Origin of the sequence: Kitasatospora sp. NPDC002965, from assembly GCF_040611255.1 — a bacterium.
Classification (GTDB): domain Bacteria; phylum Actinomycetota; class Actinomycetes; order Streptomycetales; family Streptomycetaceae; genus Kitasatospora.
In genome coordinates, this window is the sequence record NZ_JBEXNT010000014.1 from 49,012 (window position 1) to 65,636 (window position 16,625).

Annotated in this window: 14 protein-coding genes; 4 read left to right on the forward strand and 10 right to left on the reverse strand. The window is 73.1% G+C overall.

Annotated features, from left to right (window positions below; genetic code table 11):
- Nucleotides 1–52: 52 nt before the first annotated feature.
- The 3 genes from ABZY91_RS08845 to ABZY91_RS08855 form a co-directional block, all read right to left on the reverse strand.
- The gene (locus tag ABZY91_RS08845) at nt 53–298 is read right to left on the reverse strand and encodes a LapA family protein (protein ID WP_329880303.1); all 246 of its coding nucleotides are present in this window, start codon (nt 296–298) and stop codon (nt 53–55) included.
- 106 nt (nt 299–404) lie between these two features.
- Complete coding sequence (locus tag ABZY91_RS08850; RefSeq protein ID WP_329880304.1) at nt 405–2,201, reverse strand: ABC transporter ATP-binding protein; 1,797 nt, start codon at nt 2,199–2,201, stop codon at nt 405–407.
- Between the two features lie 145 nt (nt 2,202–2,346).
- Nucleotides 2,347–4,137 (reverse strand): ABC transporter ATP-binding protein, encoded by a 1,791-nt coding sequence (locus ABZY91_RS08855; protein WP_329948815.1) that lies wholly within the window; start codon nt 4,135–4,137, stop codon nt 2,347–2,349.
- A gap of 327 nt (nt 4,138–4,464) precedes the next feature.
- Here ABZY91_RS08855 and ABZY91_RS08860 point away from each other — a divergent pair, with 327 nt between their 5' ends.
- Complete coding sequence (locus tag ABZY91_RS08860) at nt 4,465–5,328, forward strand: aldo/keto reductase (RefSeq protein WP_355400899.1); 864 nt, start codon at nt 4,465–4,467, stop codon at nt 5,326–5,328.
- 161 nt (nt 5,329–5,489) lie between these two features.
- Here the strand turns inward: ABZY91_RS08860 and ABZY91_RS08865 are convergent, their stop codons facing one another.
- Nucleotides 5,490–6,356, reverse strand: coding sequence for a MarR family winged helix-turn-helix transcriptional regulator (locus ABZY91_RS08865; protein ID WP_329880307.1), 867 nt, complete (start codon nt 6,354–6,356; stop codon nt 5,490–5,492).
- 475 nt (nt 6,357–6,831) lie between these two features.
- Here ABZY91_RS08865 and fabG point away from each other — a divergent pair, with 475 nt between their 5' ends.
- Complete coding sequence (gene fabG, locus ABZY91_RS08870) at nt 6,832–7,599, forward strand: 3-oxoacyl-ACP reductase FabG (protein WP_355400901.1); 768 nt, start codon at nt 6,832–6,834, stop codon at nt 7,597–7,599.
- A gap of 232 nt (nt 7,600–7,831) precedes the next feature.
- A complete protein-coding gene (locus ABZY91_RS08875; RefSeq protein WP_355400903.1) occupies nt 7,832–8,665 on the forward strand; it encodes a phosphatase PAP2 family protein in 834 nt (277 codons plus the stop codon).
- Here ABZY91_RS08875 and ABZY91_RS08880 read toward each other — a convergent pair.
- The gene (locus ABZY91_RS08880) at nt 8,616–8,804 is read right to left on the reverse strand and encodes an I78 family peptidase inhibitor (RefSeq protein ID WP_329948818.1); all 189 of its coding nucleotides are present in this window, start codon (nt 8,802–8,804) and stop codon (nt 8,616–8,618) included. The two genes, ABZY91_RS08875 and ABZY91_RS08880, sit on opposite strands and share 50 nt — an antisense overlap.
- A 120-nt stretch (nt 8,805–8,924) precedes the next feature.
- On the opposite strand from ABZY91_RS08880, the gene ABZY91_RS08885 reads away from it, so the two are divergent.
- Nucleotides 8,925–9,197 (forward strand): DUF6343 family protein, encoded by a 273-nt coding sequence (locus ABZY91_RS08885; RefSeq protein WP_329948819.1) that lies wholly within the window; start codon nt 8,925–8,927, stop codon nt 9,195–9,197.
- A 166-nt stretch (nt 9,198–9,363) separates the two neighbouring features.
- Here ABZY91_RS08885 and ABZY91_RS08890 read toward each other — a convergent pair whose 3' ends face one another.
- The 5 genes from ABZY91_RS08890 to shc all read right to left on the reverse strand — a co-directional run bounded on the left by ABZY91_RS08890 (nt 9,364) and on the right by shc (nt 16,624).
- Complete coding sequence (locus tag ABZY91_RS08890) at nt 9,364–10,773, reverse strand: aspartate aminotransferase family protein (RefSeq protein ID WP_329880313.1); 1,410 nt, start codon at nt 10,771–10,773, stop codon at nt 9,364–9,366.
- Nucleotides 10,763–12,688, reverse strand: a complete 1,926-nt coding sequence (gene dxs / locus ABZY91_RS08895) for a 1-deoxy-D-xylulose-5-phosphate synthase (protein WP_355400905.1) — start codon at nt 12,686–12,688, stop codon at nt 10,763–10,765. The genes ABZY91_RS08890 and dxs overlap by 11 nt, the downstream gene beginning before the upstream one ends.
- A 125-nt stretch (nt 12,689–12,813) precedes the next feature.
- Nucleotides 12,814–13,839 carry an adenosyl-hopene transferase HpnH gene (hpnH, locus tag ABZY91_RS08900; RefSeq protein ID WP_355400907.1) on the reverse strand — a complete coding sequence of 342 codons (1,026 nt, stop codon included), beginning with the start codon at nt 13,837–13,839 and terminating at the stop codon, nt 12,814–12,816.
- 2 nt (nt 13,840–13,841) lie between these two features.
- Nucleotides 13,842–14,534: a 1-hydroxy-2-methyl-2-butenyl 4-diphosphate reductase gene (locus tag ABZY91_RS08905; protein ID WP_355400909.1), complete on the reverse strand. Its 693-nt coding sequence runs from the start codon at nt 14,532–14,534 to the stop codon at nt 13,842–13,844.
- On the reverse strand, nt 14,531–16,624 hold the full coding sequence (shc, locus tag ABZY91_RS08910; protein ID WP_329880320.1) for a squalene--hopene cyclase: 2,094 nt from the start codon (nt 16,622–16,624) through the stop codon (nt 14,531–14,533). Before shc ends, ABZY91_RS08905 begins: the two co-directional genes overlap by 4 nt.
- Between the last annotated feature and the right edge of the window lies 1 nt (nt 16,625).

Sequence of the window (16,625 nt, forward strand, 5' to 3'; positions counted from 1 at the left end):
GTGAAGGCCGAGGGCCCCGGCCCGGACCCGGGCGGGGGCTCCGGTGCGCCGGTCACCGCCCGCTCCGGCCCTTCAGCAGCCAGCCGAGCGCGCCACCGGCGACCAGCGTGGCCAGCAGGGCGATCCAGAGCGGCGCGGTCACGGTGAACACCCAGAACTGGATCTTCACCTTGTCGAGGTTGGCGAACAGGAACCACACCGCGAGCACGACGATGACACCGATCCCGATGTACCGGGTGGGGATCCCGCCGATCTCGCTGCGCTTGGTGCCGGACGAACCGTCTGAAATCTTGGTCACACGCGAAGTCTGCGGTCGAATGGGCCGGTTTGCCCGGCTACGCGCCCGGGAGTAACCCGCACGGGGCAACCACGCCCCGCGCGGGTTTACCGCCCGTCACTCTCCGTCAGACGCCCCCGGGCCGGGTCTCCGACGGCTCGTCCCGCCAGGACCGCCAGAGCGCCGCGTATGGACCACCGGCCGCCACCAGGTCCGGGTGGCTGCCGTACTCGCTGATCCGGCCGCCCTCGACCACCGCGATCACGTCCGCGTCGTGCGCCGTGTGCAGCCGGTGGGCGATGGCGATCACCGTCCGGCCCTCCAGCACCTTGGCGAGCGAGCGCTCCAGGTGCCGGGCGGCCCGCGGGTCCAGCAGTGAGGTGGCCTCGTCCAGCACCAGGGTGTGCGGATCGGCCAGCACCAGCCGGGCCAGCGCCAGCTGCTGCGCCTGCGGCGGGGTCAGCGCGGCGCCGCCCGAACCGACCTCGGTGTCCAGCCCCGCCGACAGCGCGTCCACCCAGTCACCGGCGTCCACCGCGTCCAGGGCCCCGCGCAACTCGGCGTCGTCCGCGTCCGGCGCGGCCAGCCGCAGGTTGTCCCGGAGTGTGCCGACGAAGACGTGGTGCTCCTGGTTGACCAGCGCGACCTCGGCCCGGACCCGCTCGGCCGGCATCCGCGACAGCGCCGCCCCGCCGAGCGTCACACTGCCCCGGCCGGGCGCGTAGATGCCGGCCAGCAGCCGCCCCAGGGTGGACTTCCCCGCCCCGGACGGCCCGACCAGGGCGACCCGGCTGCCCGGCGCGACGTCCAGGCTGATGCCGTGCAGCACGTCGACGCCCTCGCGGTAGCCGAAGCGGACGTCCCGGGCCTCGACCCGCCGTCCGCTCGGCCGGGCCGCCTCGTCACTCTCCTGCTCGGGCACCTCGTGCACCCCGACCAGCCGGGCCAGCGAGGCCTGCCCGATCTGCAGCTCGTCGTACCAGCGCAGGATCAGGTCGACCGGGGCGGTCAGCGCCTGGGCGTAGAGCACCCCGGTGGTCAGCTCGCCGACGCCGATCCAGCCCCGGAGGGTGAACAGCCCGCCCAGCACCAGGGTTCCGAGCACCGCCAGGGTGTAGACCGCGTCGATGGTCGGGAACCAGGCCGTGCGCAGCCAGAGGGTGTACCGCTCCCAGGCGATCCACTCCGCCAGCTTGCGGTCGGTCAGCCGGACCCGCTGGTCTCCGAGACGCAGTGCCTCGACCGTCCGACCGGCGTCCACCGTCTCGGCCAGCACGGTGTTGACCGCCGCGTACCCGGCCGACTCGTTCCGGTACGACTGCGGGGCCCGCCGGAAGTACCAGCGGGAGGAGGCCAGCAGCAGCGGCAGGCCGATCAGCGAGGTGAGCGCGAGCAGCGGCGAGGTGGCGACCAGGGCGCCCAGCACCAGCAGCAGCGACACGATCGCCACGGCCAGCTCCGGCACCGCCTCGCGGACCGACTTGTCCAGCCGGTCGATGTCGGTGGTGCCGCGGGAGACGAGGTCCCCGGTGCCGGCCCGCTCCAGGACCCCGGTCGGCAGCGCCACCGAGCGGACCAGGAAGTCCTCGCGCAGGTCGGCCAGGACCCGCTCGCCGAGGACGCTGCCGCGCAGCCGCGACCACCAGGTGAACGCCGACTGCACCGCCAGCGCCACCAGGTACCAGGCGACGGCGACCGTGACGGTGGCTCCGACGGTGCCGGTGGCCAGCGACTCGACCAGGGTGCCCAGCACCCAGGGCCCGACGAGCCCCGCCGTGGTGGCCACCGCGTGCAGTCCCACCACGGCGGCGAACCCGCCCCGGTGGCGTCGGGCCAGCAGCCGCAGGTAGGACCGCACGGCGACCGGGGAGCCGACCGGAAGGGTGGTGGCCGGCCCCTGCTCCTGATGGACGGGGGGCTTCATGGGGTGCTCCTCAGCTGTTCTCGGACGTCGGCGCGGAGGCCACGAGGGCCCCCGGCGCCACGGAGGCCACGAGGACCACGGGCACCACGGGCGCCACGGGGGTGGCGGTGCGGCCGGGAGGACGGGCCGCGGGGGTCCGTCGGCCTCACACCGCCTCCCCCACGGTCGCGGGCTCCCCCGCCGGCGACGGCTCCTCCGCGCGGGTGACCACCGCCCGGTAGCCCGGCTCGGTCCGCATCAGGTCGCGGTGACGCCCGGCCGCCGCCACCCGCCCGTCGCGGACCAGGACCACCCGGTCCGCCCGGTCCAGCAGCAGCGGACTGGTAGCGAAGACCACGGTGGTGCGCCCTTCCCGACTCCTGCGCAGCCCGGCCGCGATCCGGGACTCGGTGTGCGCGTCCACCGCGCTGGTCGGCTCGTCCAGGACGAGGACCGGCGGGTCGGCCAGCAGCGAGCGGGCCAGCGCCAGTCGCTGCCGCTGCCCTCCGGAGAGCGAGCGTCCGCGCTCGGTGATCTCCGCCCGCATGGCGTCGCCCCCGCAGGTGGGCGAGCCGTCGACCAGGGCGTCCAGGACGTCCTCGGCACAGGCGGCGGCCAGTGCGTCGACGGGCTCGACCCGCCCGGAGGCGGGGATGTCGAACAGCCCCGCCAGGGTGCCGGAGAGCAGCACCGGCTCCTTGTCGTGGACCAGGACGGCGGCCCGCGCCTCGGCCAGCGGGACGGAGTCCAGCTCGGTGCCGCCGAGCCGGACCGACGGCTCCGGTCGCGCGCCCTCGGCCGTCGGGACGTGCCCGCCCAGCCGCTCGGCCAGCGCACCGGCGAAGTCCGGGTCGCCGCAGACCACGGCGGTCAGCCGGCCGGCCCGGGCGGTCAGCCCGGTGGCCGGGTCGAACAGGTCCGACTGCGCGGCACCGGACAGTCCCGCGTCGGCGGTCCCGTCGGTCCGGTCGAGCGCGAGCACCCGCGCGGCCCGCCCGGCCGAGACGCGGGCCACGCTCCAGGCGTGGGCCGCCTCGCCGAGGATCCGCAGCGGGGCGGCGAGGTAGGCCGTCGAGCCGTAGACGGCGACCAGGGTGCCGACGGAGATCCGGCCGGACGCGGCCAGATGGGCGCCGTACCAGGTGATGCCGACCACGAACAGGCCCGGCAGCAGGACCTGCTGGGCCTGCATCAGGGACCAGATCCGGGCCGAGCGGACGGCCGCGGCGCGGACCTGCTGGGACGCCGCACGGTACCGGGCGAGGAAGAGCTCCTCACCGCCGATGCCGCGCAGCACCCGGAGCCCGGCCACCGTGTCGGCGGCCAGCTCGGTGGCCTTGCCCCCGAGCGCCCGCTGTTCCGTGTACCGGCGCTCGAAGGGGCCGAGCAGCGGCCACACCGAGGCCGCCAGCACGGGCACCCCGAGCAGCACGGCGAGTCCGAGGACCGGCTGGGTGACCAGCACCGCCGTGCTGACGGCCAGCCAGACGAGGACGGCACCGCGCAGCCTGGCGACCAGCTCGACGTACCAGCCGATCTTCTCGACGTCCCCGCTGCCGACCGCGACGATCTCGCCGGTGGCGATCCGCCGGGAGAGTCCGGCCCCGAGGTGGGAGGCCTGGCGGGCGACGAGCTGTCTGACCTGGGTCGCGGCGTGGATCCAGTTCCAGACCGCCTGGCGGTGCAGCAGGACGGTGCCCACCGAGGACACCGCGGCGAGCGCCAGGGCGACGCCGCCGGCCCGCCAGAGGCCGGCGGCGTCGCCGTCGACGGCGGCCTGGATGCCCAGGCCGACCGGGACCGGCAGGGCCGCCTGGCCGCCCATCTCCAGCAGCGACCAGCAGGTGGCGAGCACCTGCCCGCGTCGCTGGCCGCGTTGGAGCCAGCGCAGGAAGGCGAGCGGGGAGGTGAGGTCGGGGCGGCCGGGGTCGGCCAGGGGGAGGGTTTCGAGCGGCATGACGCTCCGTTGCGGAGGCGGTGCGGGCGGAGGGCTCGGAGGGGCCGGTGCGGTCACGGCCCGGGGTCGGTCAGGAGGTCATGGCAGCGAGACTGCCAACCCGGATGTGACCTACGCAACAGGTTTTCCGGCGGTCTGCCGCACCCCGACGGGCGCCGGCCCCGCCGCGCGGCCGGTCACGTGGCCGTCGCGCAGCCGCCGGGCAGCCGATGCGCACGCCGGTACCAGGCGTCGGAAAATTCTTTGGCGGGCCGGGAACATTCCCGGCACCCCGCAGGTTGCCCCCATCGGAACCCCATGGACGACCAGGAGAGGGCACTCCTTCCCGTGAGCAACATCCCCACTGTCACCCTCAACGACGGCTCGCAGATCCCCCAGCTCGGCTTCGGGGTCTGGCAGGTGCCGGACGCGGAGGCCACCCCCGCCGTCCGCGCCGCGCTCGAGTCCGGCTACCGCTCGATCGACACCGCCGCGGTCTACGAGAACGAGACCGGCACCGGCCAGGCGGTCACCGAGGCGCTCGCCGGCGGTCTGGCCCGCGAGGACCTCTACATCACCACCAAGCTGTGGAACTCCGGCACCCGCGACTGGTCCGGCGAGCAGGGCCGGGACGCGGTGCTGCGCGAGTTCGACGCGTCGCTGGACCGGCTGGGCCTCGACTACGTCGACCTCTACCTGATCCACTGGCCCCGCCCGATGCACGGCAGCTACCTCAACGTCTGGAAGGCGCTGGAGCAGCTGCGCGCCGACGGCCGGGCGAAGTCGATCGGCGTCTCCAACTTCGGGGCCGAGCAGCTCACCCGCCTGCTCGACGAGGCCACGGTGGTGCCGGCACTGAACCAGGTCGAGCTGCACCCGTACTTCCCGCAGGAGGAGCTGCGCGCCTTCCACGCGGAGCACGGCATCGCCACCGAGGCCTGGAGCCCGCTGGGCCAGGGCAAGGATCTGCTCGCCGAGCCGGCCCTGGCGCGGATCGCCGGCAAGCACGGGCGCACCGTCGCCCAGGTGGTGCTCCGCTGGCACCTGCAGAGCGGCATCATCGCGATCCCGAAGTCGGTCACCCCGTCGCGGATCAAGGAGAACCTCGACGTCGGCGGTTTCGAGCTGGACGCCGACGACCTCGCGGCCGTCGCGGGCATCGCCACCGGCAAGCGGATCGGTCCGGACCCGCAGGAGTTCGACTGGAACTGACCGTTCCCGGTCCGGCGCCCCGCAGGGTGCCGCCGACGGCGCAGGCCGCCTCCCCCTCTTCCGGGAAGGCGGCCTGCGCCGCGTCGACCTGCACGAACCACGAACCGTCGACGGCCTCCGATCCGTTGGCGAATCGTTTTGGCTGAAGCTCGAAGCGAAAGCTACAGCCTGGCCGCCTTGGCGATCAGCGCCAGCGCCGCCTCGTGCTCGTGCTCCTCCAGCGGAGACAGCAGCAGGAGCTGGACCTGCGCCACGCCCGCGGCCGAGCGGTGCAGCAGGTCCTGCCCCGCCGGTGAGAGCGAGAGCAGGTTGCGCCGTCCGTCCGAGGGGTCGCGGCGACGCTGGACCAGGCCGCGCCGGACCAGCCGGCTGACCATCTCGGCCATCGTGGCCTTGTCCAGCGAGGCCAGCTCGCCGACCGTCCGCTGGTCGGCGCCCGGCTCCAGCTCCAGAGCGTCCAGCACCGCGTACTGCGGCGCCGTGAGCTCCGAACCGACGTGCTCCGTCCAGAGCTTGGTGTGCACCTGCTGGCTCACCCGGATGAGGTAGCCGATCGCCCGCTGGGCGTCCAGCATCGGTCGCGCGTCCGTGAGGACGGCGACCTGAGCCGGTTCCAGCCTGGCTATCTTGGCCATCACACGGACGATCTCCAGCTGCTCCTCCGGAGTCAGCGGCTCGAAGAGCGTGCGCTGCACGCGGACCACCCCGCCGGTGGCCTCCCGGACAGCCTGGGCTCCGCTCTGCGAGAGAGCGAGCAGCTTGCGCCGGCCGTCGGCCGGGTCTCGGCGCCGCAGTACGAGGCCGCGCCGGACCAACCGGGCGACCATCTCGGCCATCGTGGCCTTGTCGAGCGAAGCACGCTCTCCGACCGTTCGCTGGTCAGCGCCCGGTTCGAGGGCGAGAACCAGCAGGACCGCGAACTGCGGAGCCGTGAGATCGGCTCCGACGTGTTCGGACCACAGACGGGTGTGGACCTGCTGTGCAACGCGGATCAGGTGTCCGGGCGACTGCTGCAGTCGCGCGGACACACGGGTCGTCGGGATCTCCCCCAGCACCATGTATCCGTCCCGATGTCACACCCGGTGTGTGTGGGACACCCGGGTGGGGCAGTAACGGCGAGTGGGCGTCCCGCTATGAGGGAGGGCGCTCCAGCCGTGCAGCCGGTGGCTGCTGGCGGACACTATACAAACGGCGGGCCCTCGCTGGCAGGCAGGGGCGGATAGTAGACGCAGGTTCGGCAACATTGGCATATTTACGCGCCGCGCCGACCCGGCAGTAACCCGTTCGCAGGAGAAAGCCGACCGGTCGGTCCTTACCCTCGGTCACCTGCGCCTTCGGCCCTGGCCGCACCCCCTACTCACCGGTAGGGTGTGGCCACCTCGACGGCCCCCGTCCTCCCCGGGCGCTCCGCACGACCCCCGGAGGTCCCCGAGTGCCGCCTGGGAGATCCCTGGGAGATCCCTGGGAGTTCGCGAGCGAGATCCGAGAGAGACGAGAGTGAGCATGACCGAGCAGACCACCGCACCCCGGGTCGCCGTCGTCACCGGCGCCGCGCGCGGCCTGGGGGCCGCCACCGCCCTCCGGCTGGCCGCCGACGGCTACGCCGTGGCCGTCCTCGACCTCCAGGAGGCCGCCGGCCGGGAGACCGTGGACCGGATCACCGCCGCGGGCGGTCGCGCCGTCGCCGTCGGCGCCGACGTCTCGGACGCCGGACAGGTCCAGGCCGCGGTCGACCGGATCGTCGCCGAACTCGGTCCCCCGGTCGTCCTGGTCAACAACGCGGGCGTACTCCGCGACAACCTGCTCTTCAAGATGACCGAGTCCGACTGGGACACGGTCATGAACGTGCACCTGCGCGGCGCCTTCCTGATGACCCGCGCGGTCCAGAAGCACATGGTCGATGCCGGCTTCGGCCGGATCGTCAACCTGTCCTCCTCCTCGGCCCAGGGCAACCGCGGCCAGGCCAACTACTCGGCCGCCAAGGCCGGTCTGCAGGGCTTCACCAAGACCCTCGCGATCGAACTGGGCAAGTTCGGCATCACCGCCAACGCGGTGGCCCCCGGATTCATCGCCACCGACATGACCGCGGCCACCGCCGCCCGGGTCGGCATGGACTTCGAGGACTTCAAGCGCGCCGCCGCCTCAGAGATCCCGGTCCAGCGGGTCGGCGTGCCCGAGGACGTGGCGCACGCCGTCTCGTTCTTCGCCGGCGAGGCGGCCGGATTCGTCTCCGGCCAGGTCGTCTACGTCGCGGGCGGCCCGCTCGACTGAGCAGCGGACCTACCCAGGGTTACCACGGAGTGGGAACCGGCTCGACCCGGTCTCCCGCTCCGTCCGTTTTCCCGGCACCAGGGAAATCCCGCGCGACGACCGGACGGGCATTCGAACTGAAATCGTCGGAAAACCGGCCCCGAACACGGCGGTTTTCATCGCTTCACGGCTTTGTCGGAGAATTCCGAATTCCGCCGGGAATCACCCGGACGCGGTGGGTATGGTCACCGGCGTGCACGCGCCGAGTGAACTCCCGGAGAACCCGACCACCACCCGCCGCCGGGGCCTGCGCACCACCCGCGGGCCCGCCTCCCGCCCGTCCCCGCAGCCGCCGCTCGGCCGTCGGCAGACCGTCCTGCTGGGCCTCACCGGCCTCGGCTACCTGCTCGTCGTCGCCGGGGTGCTGCTCGACACCGCCCTGGTCGACCTGGACTGGGCGGTCCGTCTGGCCCGGCCCCACGAACGCTGGCCAGGGCCGGAGCCGCTGCTGGACAACTGGGTGGTGGCCGGCCAGCGCGGCCCGTCCGCCGTCGCCGTACTCGTCTGGATCGGCTGGCGCGCCCGCCGGCTCGGCCGGATCCGCCCGCTGCTGGTGACGGGCGCCGCGCTGCTGCTGCTCAACCTCACGGTCGGCACGGTCAAGATCGTCACGGGCCGGCTGGGCCCGCACTACGCCCACTACGTCGGTTCGCCCGAGCTCTTCTCCGGCGGCACCATATTCCCCTCCGGACACACCGCCAACGCCGTGGTCACCTGGGGCGTGCTCGCCTACCTCGCGGGCCGGTGGCGCCGCACCGGGGCGGTGCTCGCCGGCGCCACCGCCTGCTCGGTCGGGCTCACCACCGTCTACCTGGGGACCCACTGGGTGACCGACGTGCTGGCCGGCTGGGCGGCCGGCCTGCTCGTCCTGCTCTCGCTCCCCCTGCTGGAACCGCTGGTCCTCGCCGTCGAGCGACGCCTCGGCCGGCCGCCGGCGAGGACCGGGCCCGGCCGGGACGTCCCGGCGAGCGCCCCGGCTACCCCTCCCAGCTGCGCACCACCACCCCGTCGCGCACCGCGAGGTTGAGCCGCCCCTCCCGGTAGTCCATGGTCATAGCCGCTCCCTGCGCCATGACCCGCACCGAGGCCCATCCGTGCCTCCGGGCCAGTTCCTCGGCCCGTTCCACCCGCAGCCCCGCGTAACCCTCCGCGTCGGCGTCCGTCATCGCCCCTCCCCGGCTCGCATCCCGGACGTACGCTGGAATCGTAGACCGCCGTACGAGGACCCGTACCGACGGCAGGCGCCGGTGGCCGGCACCGGCGGCCGACCCGGGAGGTGACCGCGGATGCCCACCACCGCCCCGCGCCGGTGGCGCAGCGGCACCGAGCCCGCCACCGCCCGCAGTGCCCTCCGGCTGCGCTACCTGCTCTCGCTGACCTTCACCCCGTTGTTCGCCCTGGCCACCGTGGGCTTCGCGGTCTGGGCCGCGAACGCCCCGGAGTTCGGCGCGCCGAGCCGGTCCACCCTGACCGGGTTCGCCGTGGCCTGCGGAGTCCTCACGCTGTTCGCCGTCGTCGATCTCGTCGTCGTGATCCGGCGCCGCCGGACCGAGCTCTGACGCGGTGTCTCCCACGGAGTGGGAAGCCGGCACGCCCGGCCTCCCGATCCCCCCACACCCCGGCGCCCGACCTCCCCGGCCGCGCGGACCGGCAGCACGGGCCGGCCGCACGGACCGGCCGCACGGGCCCACTGCCAGGACCGGCCACGCGGACCGGCCGGACCGCTCAGCGGTTGGAGACCGCCTGCTTCACCAGGGTCCGCCCGAAGTCCCACATCAGACCGCTCCCCCGGTGCGCGTCGTCCATCACCTCGGTGAACGCGTCCATGAAGCGGTCGACGTCCCGTTCGGTGATGATCAGCGGCGGGATCAGCTTGATCACCTCCAGGTGGTCGCCGGACACCTGGGTGAGGATCCGGTGCCGCTGCAGCAGCGGCACGACCACCATCTGGGCGAACAGCCCCTTGCGGGCCGCCTGCAGCGCCGTCCAGCCGGTCCGCAGCTTCAGCGACTTCGGTCGGCCGAACTCGATGCCGATCATCAGACCGCGCCCGCGCACCTCGGCGAGCAGCTCGTACGTGTCGACGAGCGCCGTCAGCCGCTCCCGGAAGTACTCGCCCACCTTGGCGGCGTTCTCCACCACCTGCTCGTCCCGGACGACCTCCAGGGTCGCCAACCCGGCCGCCATCGCCTGCGCGTTGGACCCGAAGCTGGCCGAGTGGACCAGCACCCGGTCCATCGAGGAGTACACCTTCTCGAAGATCCAGCTCTTGCCGAGCGTCGCGCCGACCGGCACGTAGCCGCCGGAGAGCGCCTTGGCCGCGCAGACCAGGTCGGGCAGCACGCCCTCCTCGTACTGGTAGGCGAAGAAGTCGCCGGTGCGCCCGATGCCGGTCTGCACCTCGTCGCAGATCAGCAGCGCCTTGTGCTCGTGCAGCAGCTCCTGCGCCGCGCGGAGCCAGCCGGGCGGGGGCGCCTGCACGCCCTTGCCCTGGATCGGCTCGACGATCAGGGCCGCGACGTCGCCCCGCTTCAGCTCCTTGGCCAGCGCCCCCAGGTCCCCGAGCGGGACGGCCGTGTCCGGGAGCAGCGGGTCGAAGCCCTTGCGGAAGCCACCCTCGCCGTTGACCGAGAGTGAACCCGTGGTCAGCCCGTGAAAGGCGTGGTCGGCGAAGAGGACCCGTTTCCGGCCAGTGGCGTACCGGGCGAACTTGAGCGCCGTCTCCACCGCTTCGGTGCCGCTGTTGCCGAAGAAGACCCGGTCCAGTCCGGGCGTGTGGGACAACAGCCGCTCGGCCAGCAGACCGGGCAGCGGCGAGCAGTCGAAACGGACCAGGTCGGGCAGGTCGAGGTCCATCACCTGCTGGATCGCCGAGCGGACCACCGGGTGGTGCCGGCCGAGCGCGAAGATGCCGAAGCCGGCGAGCATGTCGAGGTACTCGTTGCCCTCGGCGTCGTAGAAGTACTGTCCCTTGGCACGCTCGTAGAACTTGTCGAAGCCGATGGTGTGCAGCATCCGCGACAGCTGCGGATTGAGGTAGCGGCTCTGCAGCTCGTACCGCTCGCCGCCGCGCTCGGCGAGCAGGGCGGCGAGGTCGAAGCGCGCTTCGGTGCGGTCGTCGGGGTCAGCCGGCATGGTGCTGGTTCGCTCCTCGGTTCGGTAGTCCTCTGGCCCGTAGCAGGTTCTTGGCGAAGGCGGCGGTCTGGGCGGCGACCCCGGTACCGGTCAGGCCGGTCTCCTCCAGGATCTCGCCGCGGGCGGCGTGCCCGAGGAACTCCTGCGGCAGTCCGAGGACCCGGACCGGGACGTCCACGTCGGCGTCGCGCAGTGCCTGGGCGACGGCCGTGCCGACCCCTCCGGTGCGCCCGTTGTCCTCGACGGTGACGACCAGCCGGTGCCCGGCGGCGAGGGCCGGCAACGCCGGGTCGACCGGCTTGACCCAGCGCGGGTCGACCACGGTCGCGGTGAACCCCTCGGCGAGCAGCAGCCGGGCGGCGTCCAGTACGGCGGCGGCCGTGGTGCCGACCGCGACCAGCAGGATCTCCGGCTGCTCGGCGGTCCGCAGCAGGACGTCCACGCCGCCGATCCGCTCGACCGCCGGGACGGCCGGACCGACGGTCCCCTTCGGGAAGCGGACCACGGTCGGGGCGTCCGCGACCTCGACCGCCTCGCGCAGCTGGACGCGGAGTTCGTCGGCGTCGCGCGGGGCGGCGAGCCGAAGGCCGGGGACGACCTGGAGGATCGACATGTCCCACATGCCGTTGTGCGAGGCGCCGTCCGGCCCGGTCACCCCGGAGCGGTCCAGCACGAAGGTGACGCCCAGCCGGTGCAGGGCGACGTCCATCAGCACCTGGTCGAAGGCGCGGTTCAGGAAGGTCGCGTACACCGCCACCACCGGGTGGAGCCCGCCGGTGGCCAGGCCGGCGGCGCTGGTGACGGCGTGCTGCTCGGCGATGCCGACGTCGAAGGTCCGCTCCGGGTGGGCCTTGGCGAACTTGGCCAGCCCGACCGGCTGGAGCATGGCGGCGGTGATCGCCACCACGTCCGGACGCTCCGCGCCGATGGCGAGCATCTCCTCGCCGAAGACGGACGTCCAGGAGACCCCGCCGCTGGGCGAGATCGGCAGGCAGGTGTAGGGGTCGATCGGGTTGACCGCGTGGAAGCGGTCCGCCTCGTCCTGTTCGGCGGGCCGGTAGCCGCGGCCCTTGACCGTCAGGCAGTGCACGATCACGGGGCCGCCGAAGCCGCGGGCCTTGGTGAAGGCCGACTCCAGGGCCGCCAGGTCGTGGCCGTCGATCGGGCCGAGGTACTTGAGCCCGAGGTCCTCGAACATGCCCTGCGGCGCGAAGGCGTCCTTGAACCCCTTCTTGGCGCCGTGCAGCGCGTCGAAGATCGGCTGGCCCACGACCGGGGTGCGCTGCAGCGCGTCCTTGCCCCAGGAGAGGAACCGCTCGTAGCCCTGCGTGGTGCGCAGCGTGGCGAGGTGGTTGGCGAGGCCGCCGATGGTGCGCGCGTAGGAGCGCTCGTTGTCGTTGACGACGATGACCAGCGGCCGGTCCTTGGCGTCGGCGATGTTGTTGAGCGCCTCCCAGGCGAGGCCGCCGGTGAGGGCGCCGTCGCCGATGACCGCGACGGTGCTCCGGTCGTGCTCGCCGAGCAGCTGGGCGGCCTTGGCGAGGCCGTCGGCGTAGGAGAGGGCGGTCGAGGCGTGCGAGTTCTCGACCAGGTCGTGTTCGGATTCGGCCCGCGAGGGGTAACCGGAGAGTCCGCCCCTGGAGCGGAGTTTCGAGAAGTCCTGGCGACCGGTGAGCAGTTTGTGGACATAGCTCTGGTGGCCGGTGTCCCAGACGATCCGGTCGTACGGGGAGTCGAAGGCCCGGTGGAGGGCGATCGTCAGTTCGACCACCCCGAGGTTCGGGCCGAGGTGGCCGCCGGTCCTGGTGACGGCGTCGATCAGGAAGTCGCGGATCTCGTCGGCGAGCCGGGGCAGTTCGGCGGCCGGGAGTCTTCGCAGGTCCGCCGGGCAAGTGACGCTGGAGAGCAGTGACATGGGTTCACCTCACGACTCGGAGCGGTGCGGTGGTACCCCGCCTGGCGGGGTGGCCCGGCCCGGGCGCGGAGGCCCGGGCCGGGCGGGGCGGTACGGCGGTCGCGCCGCCCGCCGACGGTGTGCGCTCAGCGGCTCCGGCCGGAGCCGACGGTCTCGGTCATCGCCCGCAGCGACTCCTTGAGCGAGCCCATGGTGGCGAGGACGGCGGTCGGCTCGTAGCCGCAGTGCGCCATGCAGTTGGCGCAGCGGGCGTCCTTGCCGCGGCCGTACTTGTCCCAGTCGGTCTTCTCGATCAGTTCGCGGTAGGTCGGCACGTACCCGTCGGCCATCAGGTAGCAGGGCCGTTGCCAGCCGAACAGCGAGTAGTTCGGAATGCCCCAGGCGGTGCACTCGAAGTCGACCTTGCCCTCCAGGAAGTCCAGGAAGAGCGGGCTGTGGTTGAGGCGCCAGCGCCGCCGGTTCCCACCGGCGAAGGTCTTGCGGAACAGCTCCCGGGTCTGCTCGACGCCGAGGAAGTGCTCCTGGTCGGGCGCCTTCTCGTAGGCGAAGGCCGGGGAGATCATCATCTCGTCGACCTTGAGGTCGTCGTTGAGGTAGTCGAGCACGTCGATGATGGTCTGCGGGGTGTCGGTGTTGAAGAAGGTGCTGTTGGTGGTGACGCGGAAGCCGCGCCGCTTGGCCTCCTTGATCGCCTCCACCGCCTCGTCGAAGGTGCCCTCCTTGGCCACCGAGGCGTCGTGCCGTTCCCGCAGGCCGTCGATGTGCACGGTGAAGGTGAAGTACGGCGAGGGCGTGAACTTGTCGAGCTTCTTGCGCATCAGCAGCGCGTTGGTGCAGAGGAAGACGTACTTCCGGCGTTCGACCAGCTGCCGGACGATCTCGTCGATCTGCGGGTGCATCAGCGGCTCGCCGCCGGCGATCGAGACCATCGGGGCCCCCGACTCCAGCACCGCGCCGACCGCCTGGGCGACCGGCATCCGCTGCTTCAGCACACCTGCCGGATGCTGGATCTTGCCGCACCCCTCGCAGGCCAGGTTGCAGGCGAAGAGCGGTTCCAGTTCGACGATCAGCGGGAATTTGTCGCGCCGCTTGAGCTTCTGTTGCATCAGGTAGGTGCCGACCCGCACGGTCTGGCGCAACGGCATGGCCATGGCTAGCTCGCCTCCTGAGGGAGCGTCGAGGGTGTGGGGTGGTTGAGGGTGCCGGGTGACGGTCGGTCCCGGTCCTGCCGGTTCCGGTGGTGCCAGTCGACCAGCGCGGGCACCGTCGCCCGCAGGGTCCGCCAGGCGCGGACGCCGGCCGGCAGGGTGCCCGGGCGCAGCAGCTCGCGCTCGGGGGTGTCGACCACGACCCGCAGCACGGCGGCGGGCAGGGCGGGGCGCAGCTCGCGGAGCGCGGCCAGTACCGCGGCCGCCTCCATGTCGACGGCGAGTGCTCCCTGAAGGTGCAGGGCGCGCCGTTCGAGCCCGCGCACCACGTGGTCGGCGGTGTGGTGCACGCCGGTGTGGGCGGTCAGGCCCCGCTCCCTGAGGGCGCGGGTCAGTGTCGGGCCGGAGTCGACGGCGAAGTGGTTCCCCTCGGCGTCGCGCACCCCGTCCGCGACGATCACGTCCCCGGGCGTCACCCCGGGTGCGACGGCCGCTCCGAAGCCGGCCACCACGACGGCGCCGTAGCCGCCGGGCGCCGCGGTGAGCAGTCGCCTGACGGTGAGCGAGGCCCGGCGCCGGCCGACACCGGTGCGGACCAGGACCGGCGGGCCGCCGGCCGAGCCTCGCCAGTCCCCTCCGCGCAGGGCCCACACCTCGGGGCCGAGCGCGCAGAGGACCAGCAGCGGGGCGGGCTTCACCGGGACGCCCCGATCGTCGGGGTACCGGGGGCGAACCGGCCGGTGGCGGGGCTGCCGTGCAGGTAGCGGCCCAACGCGGTGACCGGGAAGACCAGCCGGTACAGGTGGTAGTTGATGGAGAAGTCCCACGGGAAGCCGGTGCCGGTGAACTGCGGTTCGTCCCAGGTCCCCTCGGGCAACTGGGTGCGGACCAGCCAGTCGACCCCGCGTTCGACGGCCGGGTTGGCGTGGCCGTCCGGTCCCTCGCCGGCCGCGAGCAGCGCCATCAGCGCCCAGGCGGTCTGCGAGGCGGTGGAGTCGCCGCGCCCGGCCCAGCGCGCCGGGTCCTCGTAGGAGCGCATGTCCTCGCCCCAGCCGCCGTCGGTGTTCTGCCGGTCCTCCAGCCAGCGGACGGCCCGGCGGATCGCCGGGTGCTCGGCGGGCACACCGGCGGCGACCAGCGCGGGCAGCACCGAGCCGGTCCCGTAGATGTAGTTGGTGCCCCAGCGGCCGAACCAGGAGCCGTCGGCCTCCTGGTTGCGCAGCAGCCACTCGACGCCGCGCCGGGTGCGCGGGTCCCGGGCCTTGCCGACCTCGGCGAGCATCTCCACCACGTGTGCGGTGACGTCCGCGGACGGCGGGTCGACCACCTCGCCGAAGTCGCAGAACGGCAGCTTGTTCGGCAGGGTGCTGGTGTTGTCGACGTCGAACGCGCCCCAGGCGCCGTTCTTGGACTGCATGCCGAGGTTCCACCGGACGCCCCGGTCGATCGAGCCGCCGACCTTGGCCGGGTCGGGGTGGGCGACCCGGCAGAGCGCGAGCACCACCTCCGCGGTGTCGTCGATGTCCGGGTAGGTGTCGTTCTCGAACTCGAAGGCCCAGCCGCCGGGGGCCAGCGAGGGCCGCTGGACCGACCAGTCACCGCGCCTGGTGATCTCCTCGCCGATCATCCAGTCGACGGCGGAGACCAGCGCGGGGTGGTCGGGCGGCAGACCCGCGTCGGCCAGCGCGACGGTCGCCAGGCAGGTGTCCCAGACCGGCGACTGGCAGGCCTCCAGCCAGCGCCGGCCGTCCTCGGTGTGGACGGTGAACCGGTCGAAGGAGGAGAGTCCGGCCCGCATCACCGGGTGGTCCAGTTCGTAGCCCTCCAGGTGCAGGGCGATCAGCGAGTAGACGGCCGGCGGCTGGATGCCGCCCCAGCAGCCGTCGGCCTCCTGGCGCTCGACGATCCAGCGGCAGGCCTGGGCGACGGCGAGCTTGCGCAGTGGGCGCAGGGCCCGGCGGTGGTAGGCGTGCAGCACCTTGTCCAGGCGTTCGAAGACGCCGTCCCAGGTGGTGGCTCGGGCGAGCGGCCTGACCGGGTACGGGTCGTCCGGGTCGGTGTGCAGCTCGGTGAGCGGGAAGGGGGCCGGACGCACCGGCCGGTGCGCGGAGACCACGGTCAGCGGGACGATGGTCTGCCGTGCCCAGCACCCGAAGGCGTAGATGTTCAGCGGGAGCCACTTCGGCAGGAAGATGATCTCCGGCGGCATCTCGGGCAGCCGCTCCCACGGCCACCAGCCGAAGAGCGCCAGCCAGATCCGGGTGAAGACCCGGGCCCCGGCGATGCCTCCGGCGGAGCGGATCCAGCGGGCGGCGGCCAGCATGTGCGGTGCGTTGGGGTCGTCGCCGGCCAGTTTGAGGGCGACGTAGGCCTCGACGGTGGTGGAGATCTCGGCGGGCCCGCCGTGGAAGGTGGACCAGGTGCCGTCCTCCCGTTGCTGGGAGCGGATCCACTCGGCGGTGGCCTTGGTCTGCTCCTCCGTCCGGATGCCGAGGAACTGCCGGAGCAGTAAGTCCTCCGCGTCCATGGTGACGTTGGTCTCCAGGTCGCCTTTCCACCACCCCTCGGAGCTCTGTAGGGAGAGCAGGTGGGTGGTGGCGCGGGCCAGGGCCTCCTCGGCGGAGGCGGGCTGTTCCTGTTGTTGTTCGGTCCGGCCGGCCTGGCGGGCCGGCGCGGACCCCTCGGGCTGCCGCCGCCCGGCGCTCAGCAGCGCCGGGGGGAGGCCCCCCACCGCGACCGGCTCGGAATCGTACTCAGGGTCGAGCCGGCCGTCCGCGGTTGCTGTCAAC

Excerpts from the sequence above, each read along its gene's own strand:
- ABZY91_RS08850 (WP_329880304.1), bottom strand. The coding sequence starts at position 2,201 with ATGAAGCCCCCCGTCCATCAGGAGCAGGGGCCGGCCACCACCCTTCCG.
- ABZY91_RS08855 (WP_329948815.1), bottom strand. The coding sequence starts at position 4,137 with ATGCCGCTCGAAACCCTCCCCCTGGCCGACCCCGGCCGCCCCGACCTC.
- fabG (WP_355400901.1), top strand. The coding sequence starts at position 6,832 with ATGACCGAGCAGACCACCGCACCCCGGGTCGCCGTCGTCACCGGCGCC.
- ABZY91_RS08880 (WP_329948818.1), bottom strand. The coding sequence starts at position 8,804 with ATGACGGACGCCGACGCGGAGGGTTACGCGGGGCTGCGGGTGGAACGG.
- ABZY91_RS08885 (WP_329948819.1), top strand. The coding sequence starts at position 8,925 with ATGCCCACCACCGCCCCGCGCCGGTGGCGCAGCGGCACCGAGCCCGCC.
- ABZY91_RS08890 (WP_329880313.1), bottom strand. The coding sequence starts at position 10,773 with ATGCCGGCTGACCCCGACGACCGCACCGAAGCGCGCTTCGACCTCGCC.
- dxs (WP_355400905.1), bottom strand. The coding sequence starts at position 12,688 with ATGTCACTGCTCTCCAGCGTCACTTGCCCGGCGGACCTGCGAAGACTC.
- hpnH (WP_355400907.1), bottom strand. The coding sequence starts at position 13,839 with ATGGCCATGCCGTTGCGCCAGACCGTGCGGGTCGGCACCTACCTGATG.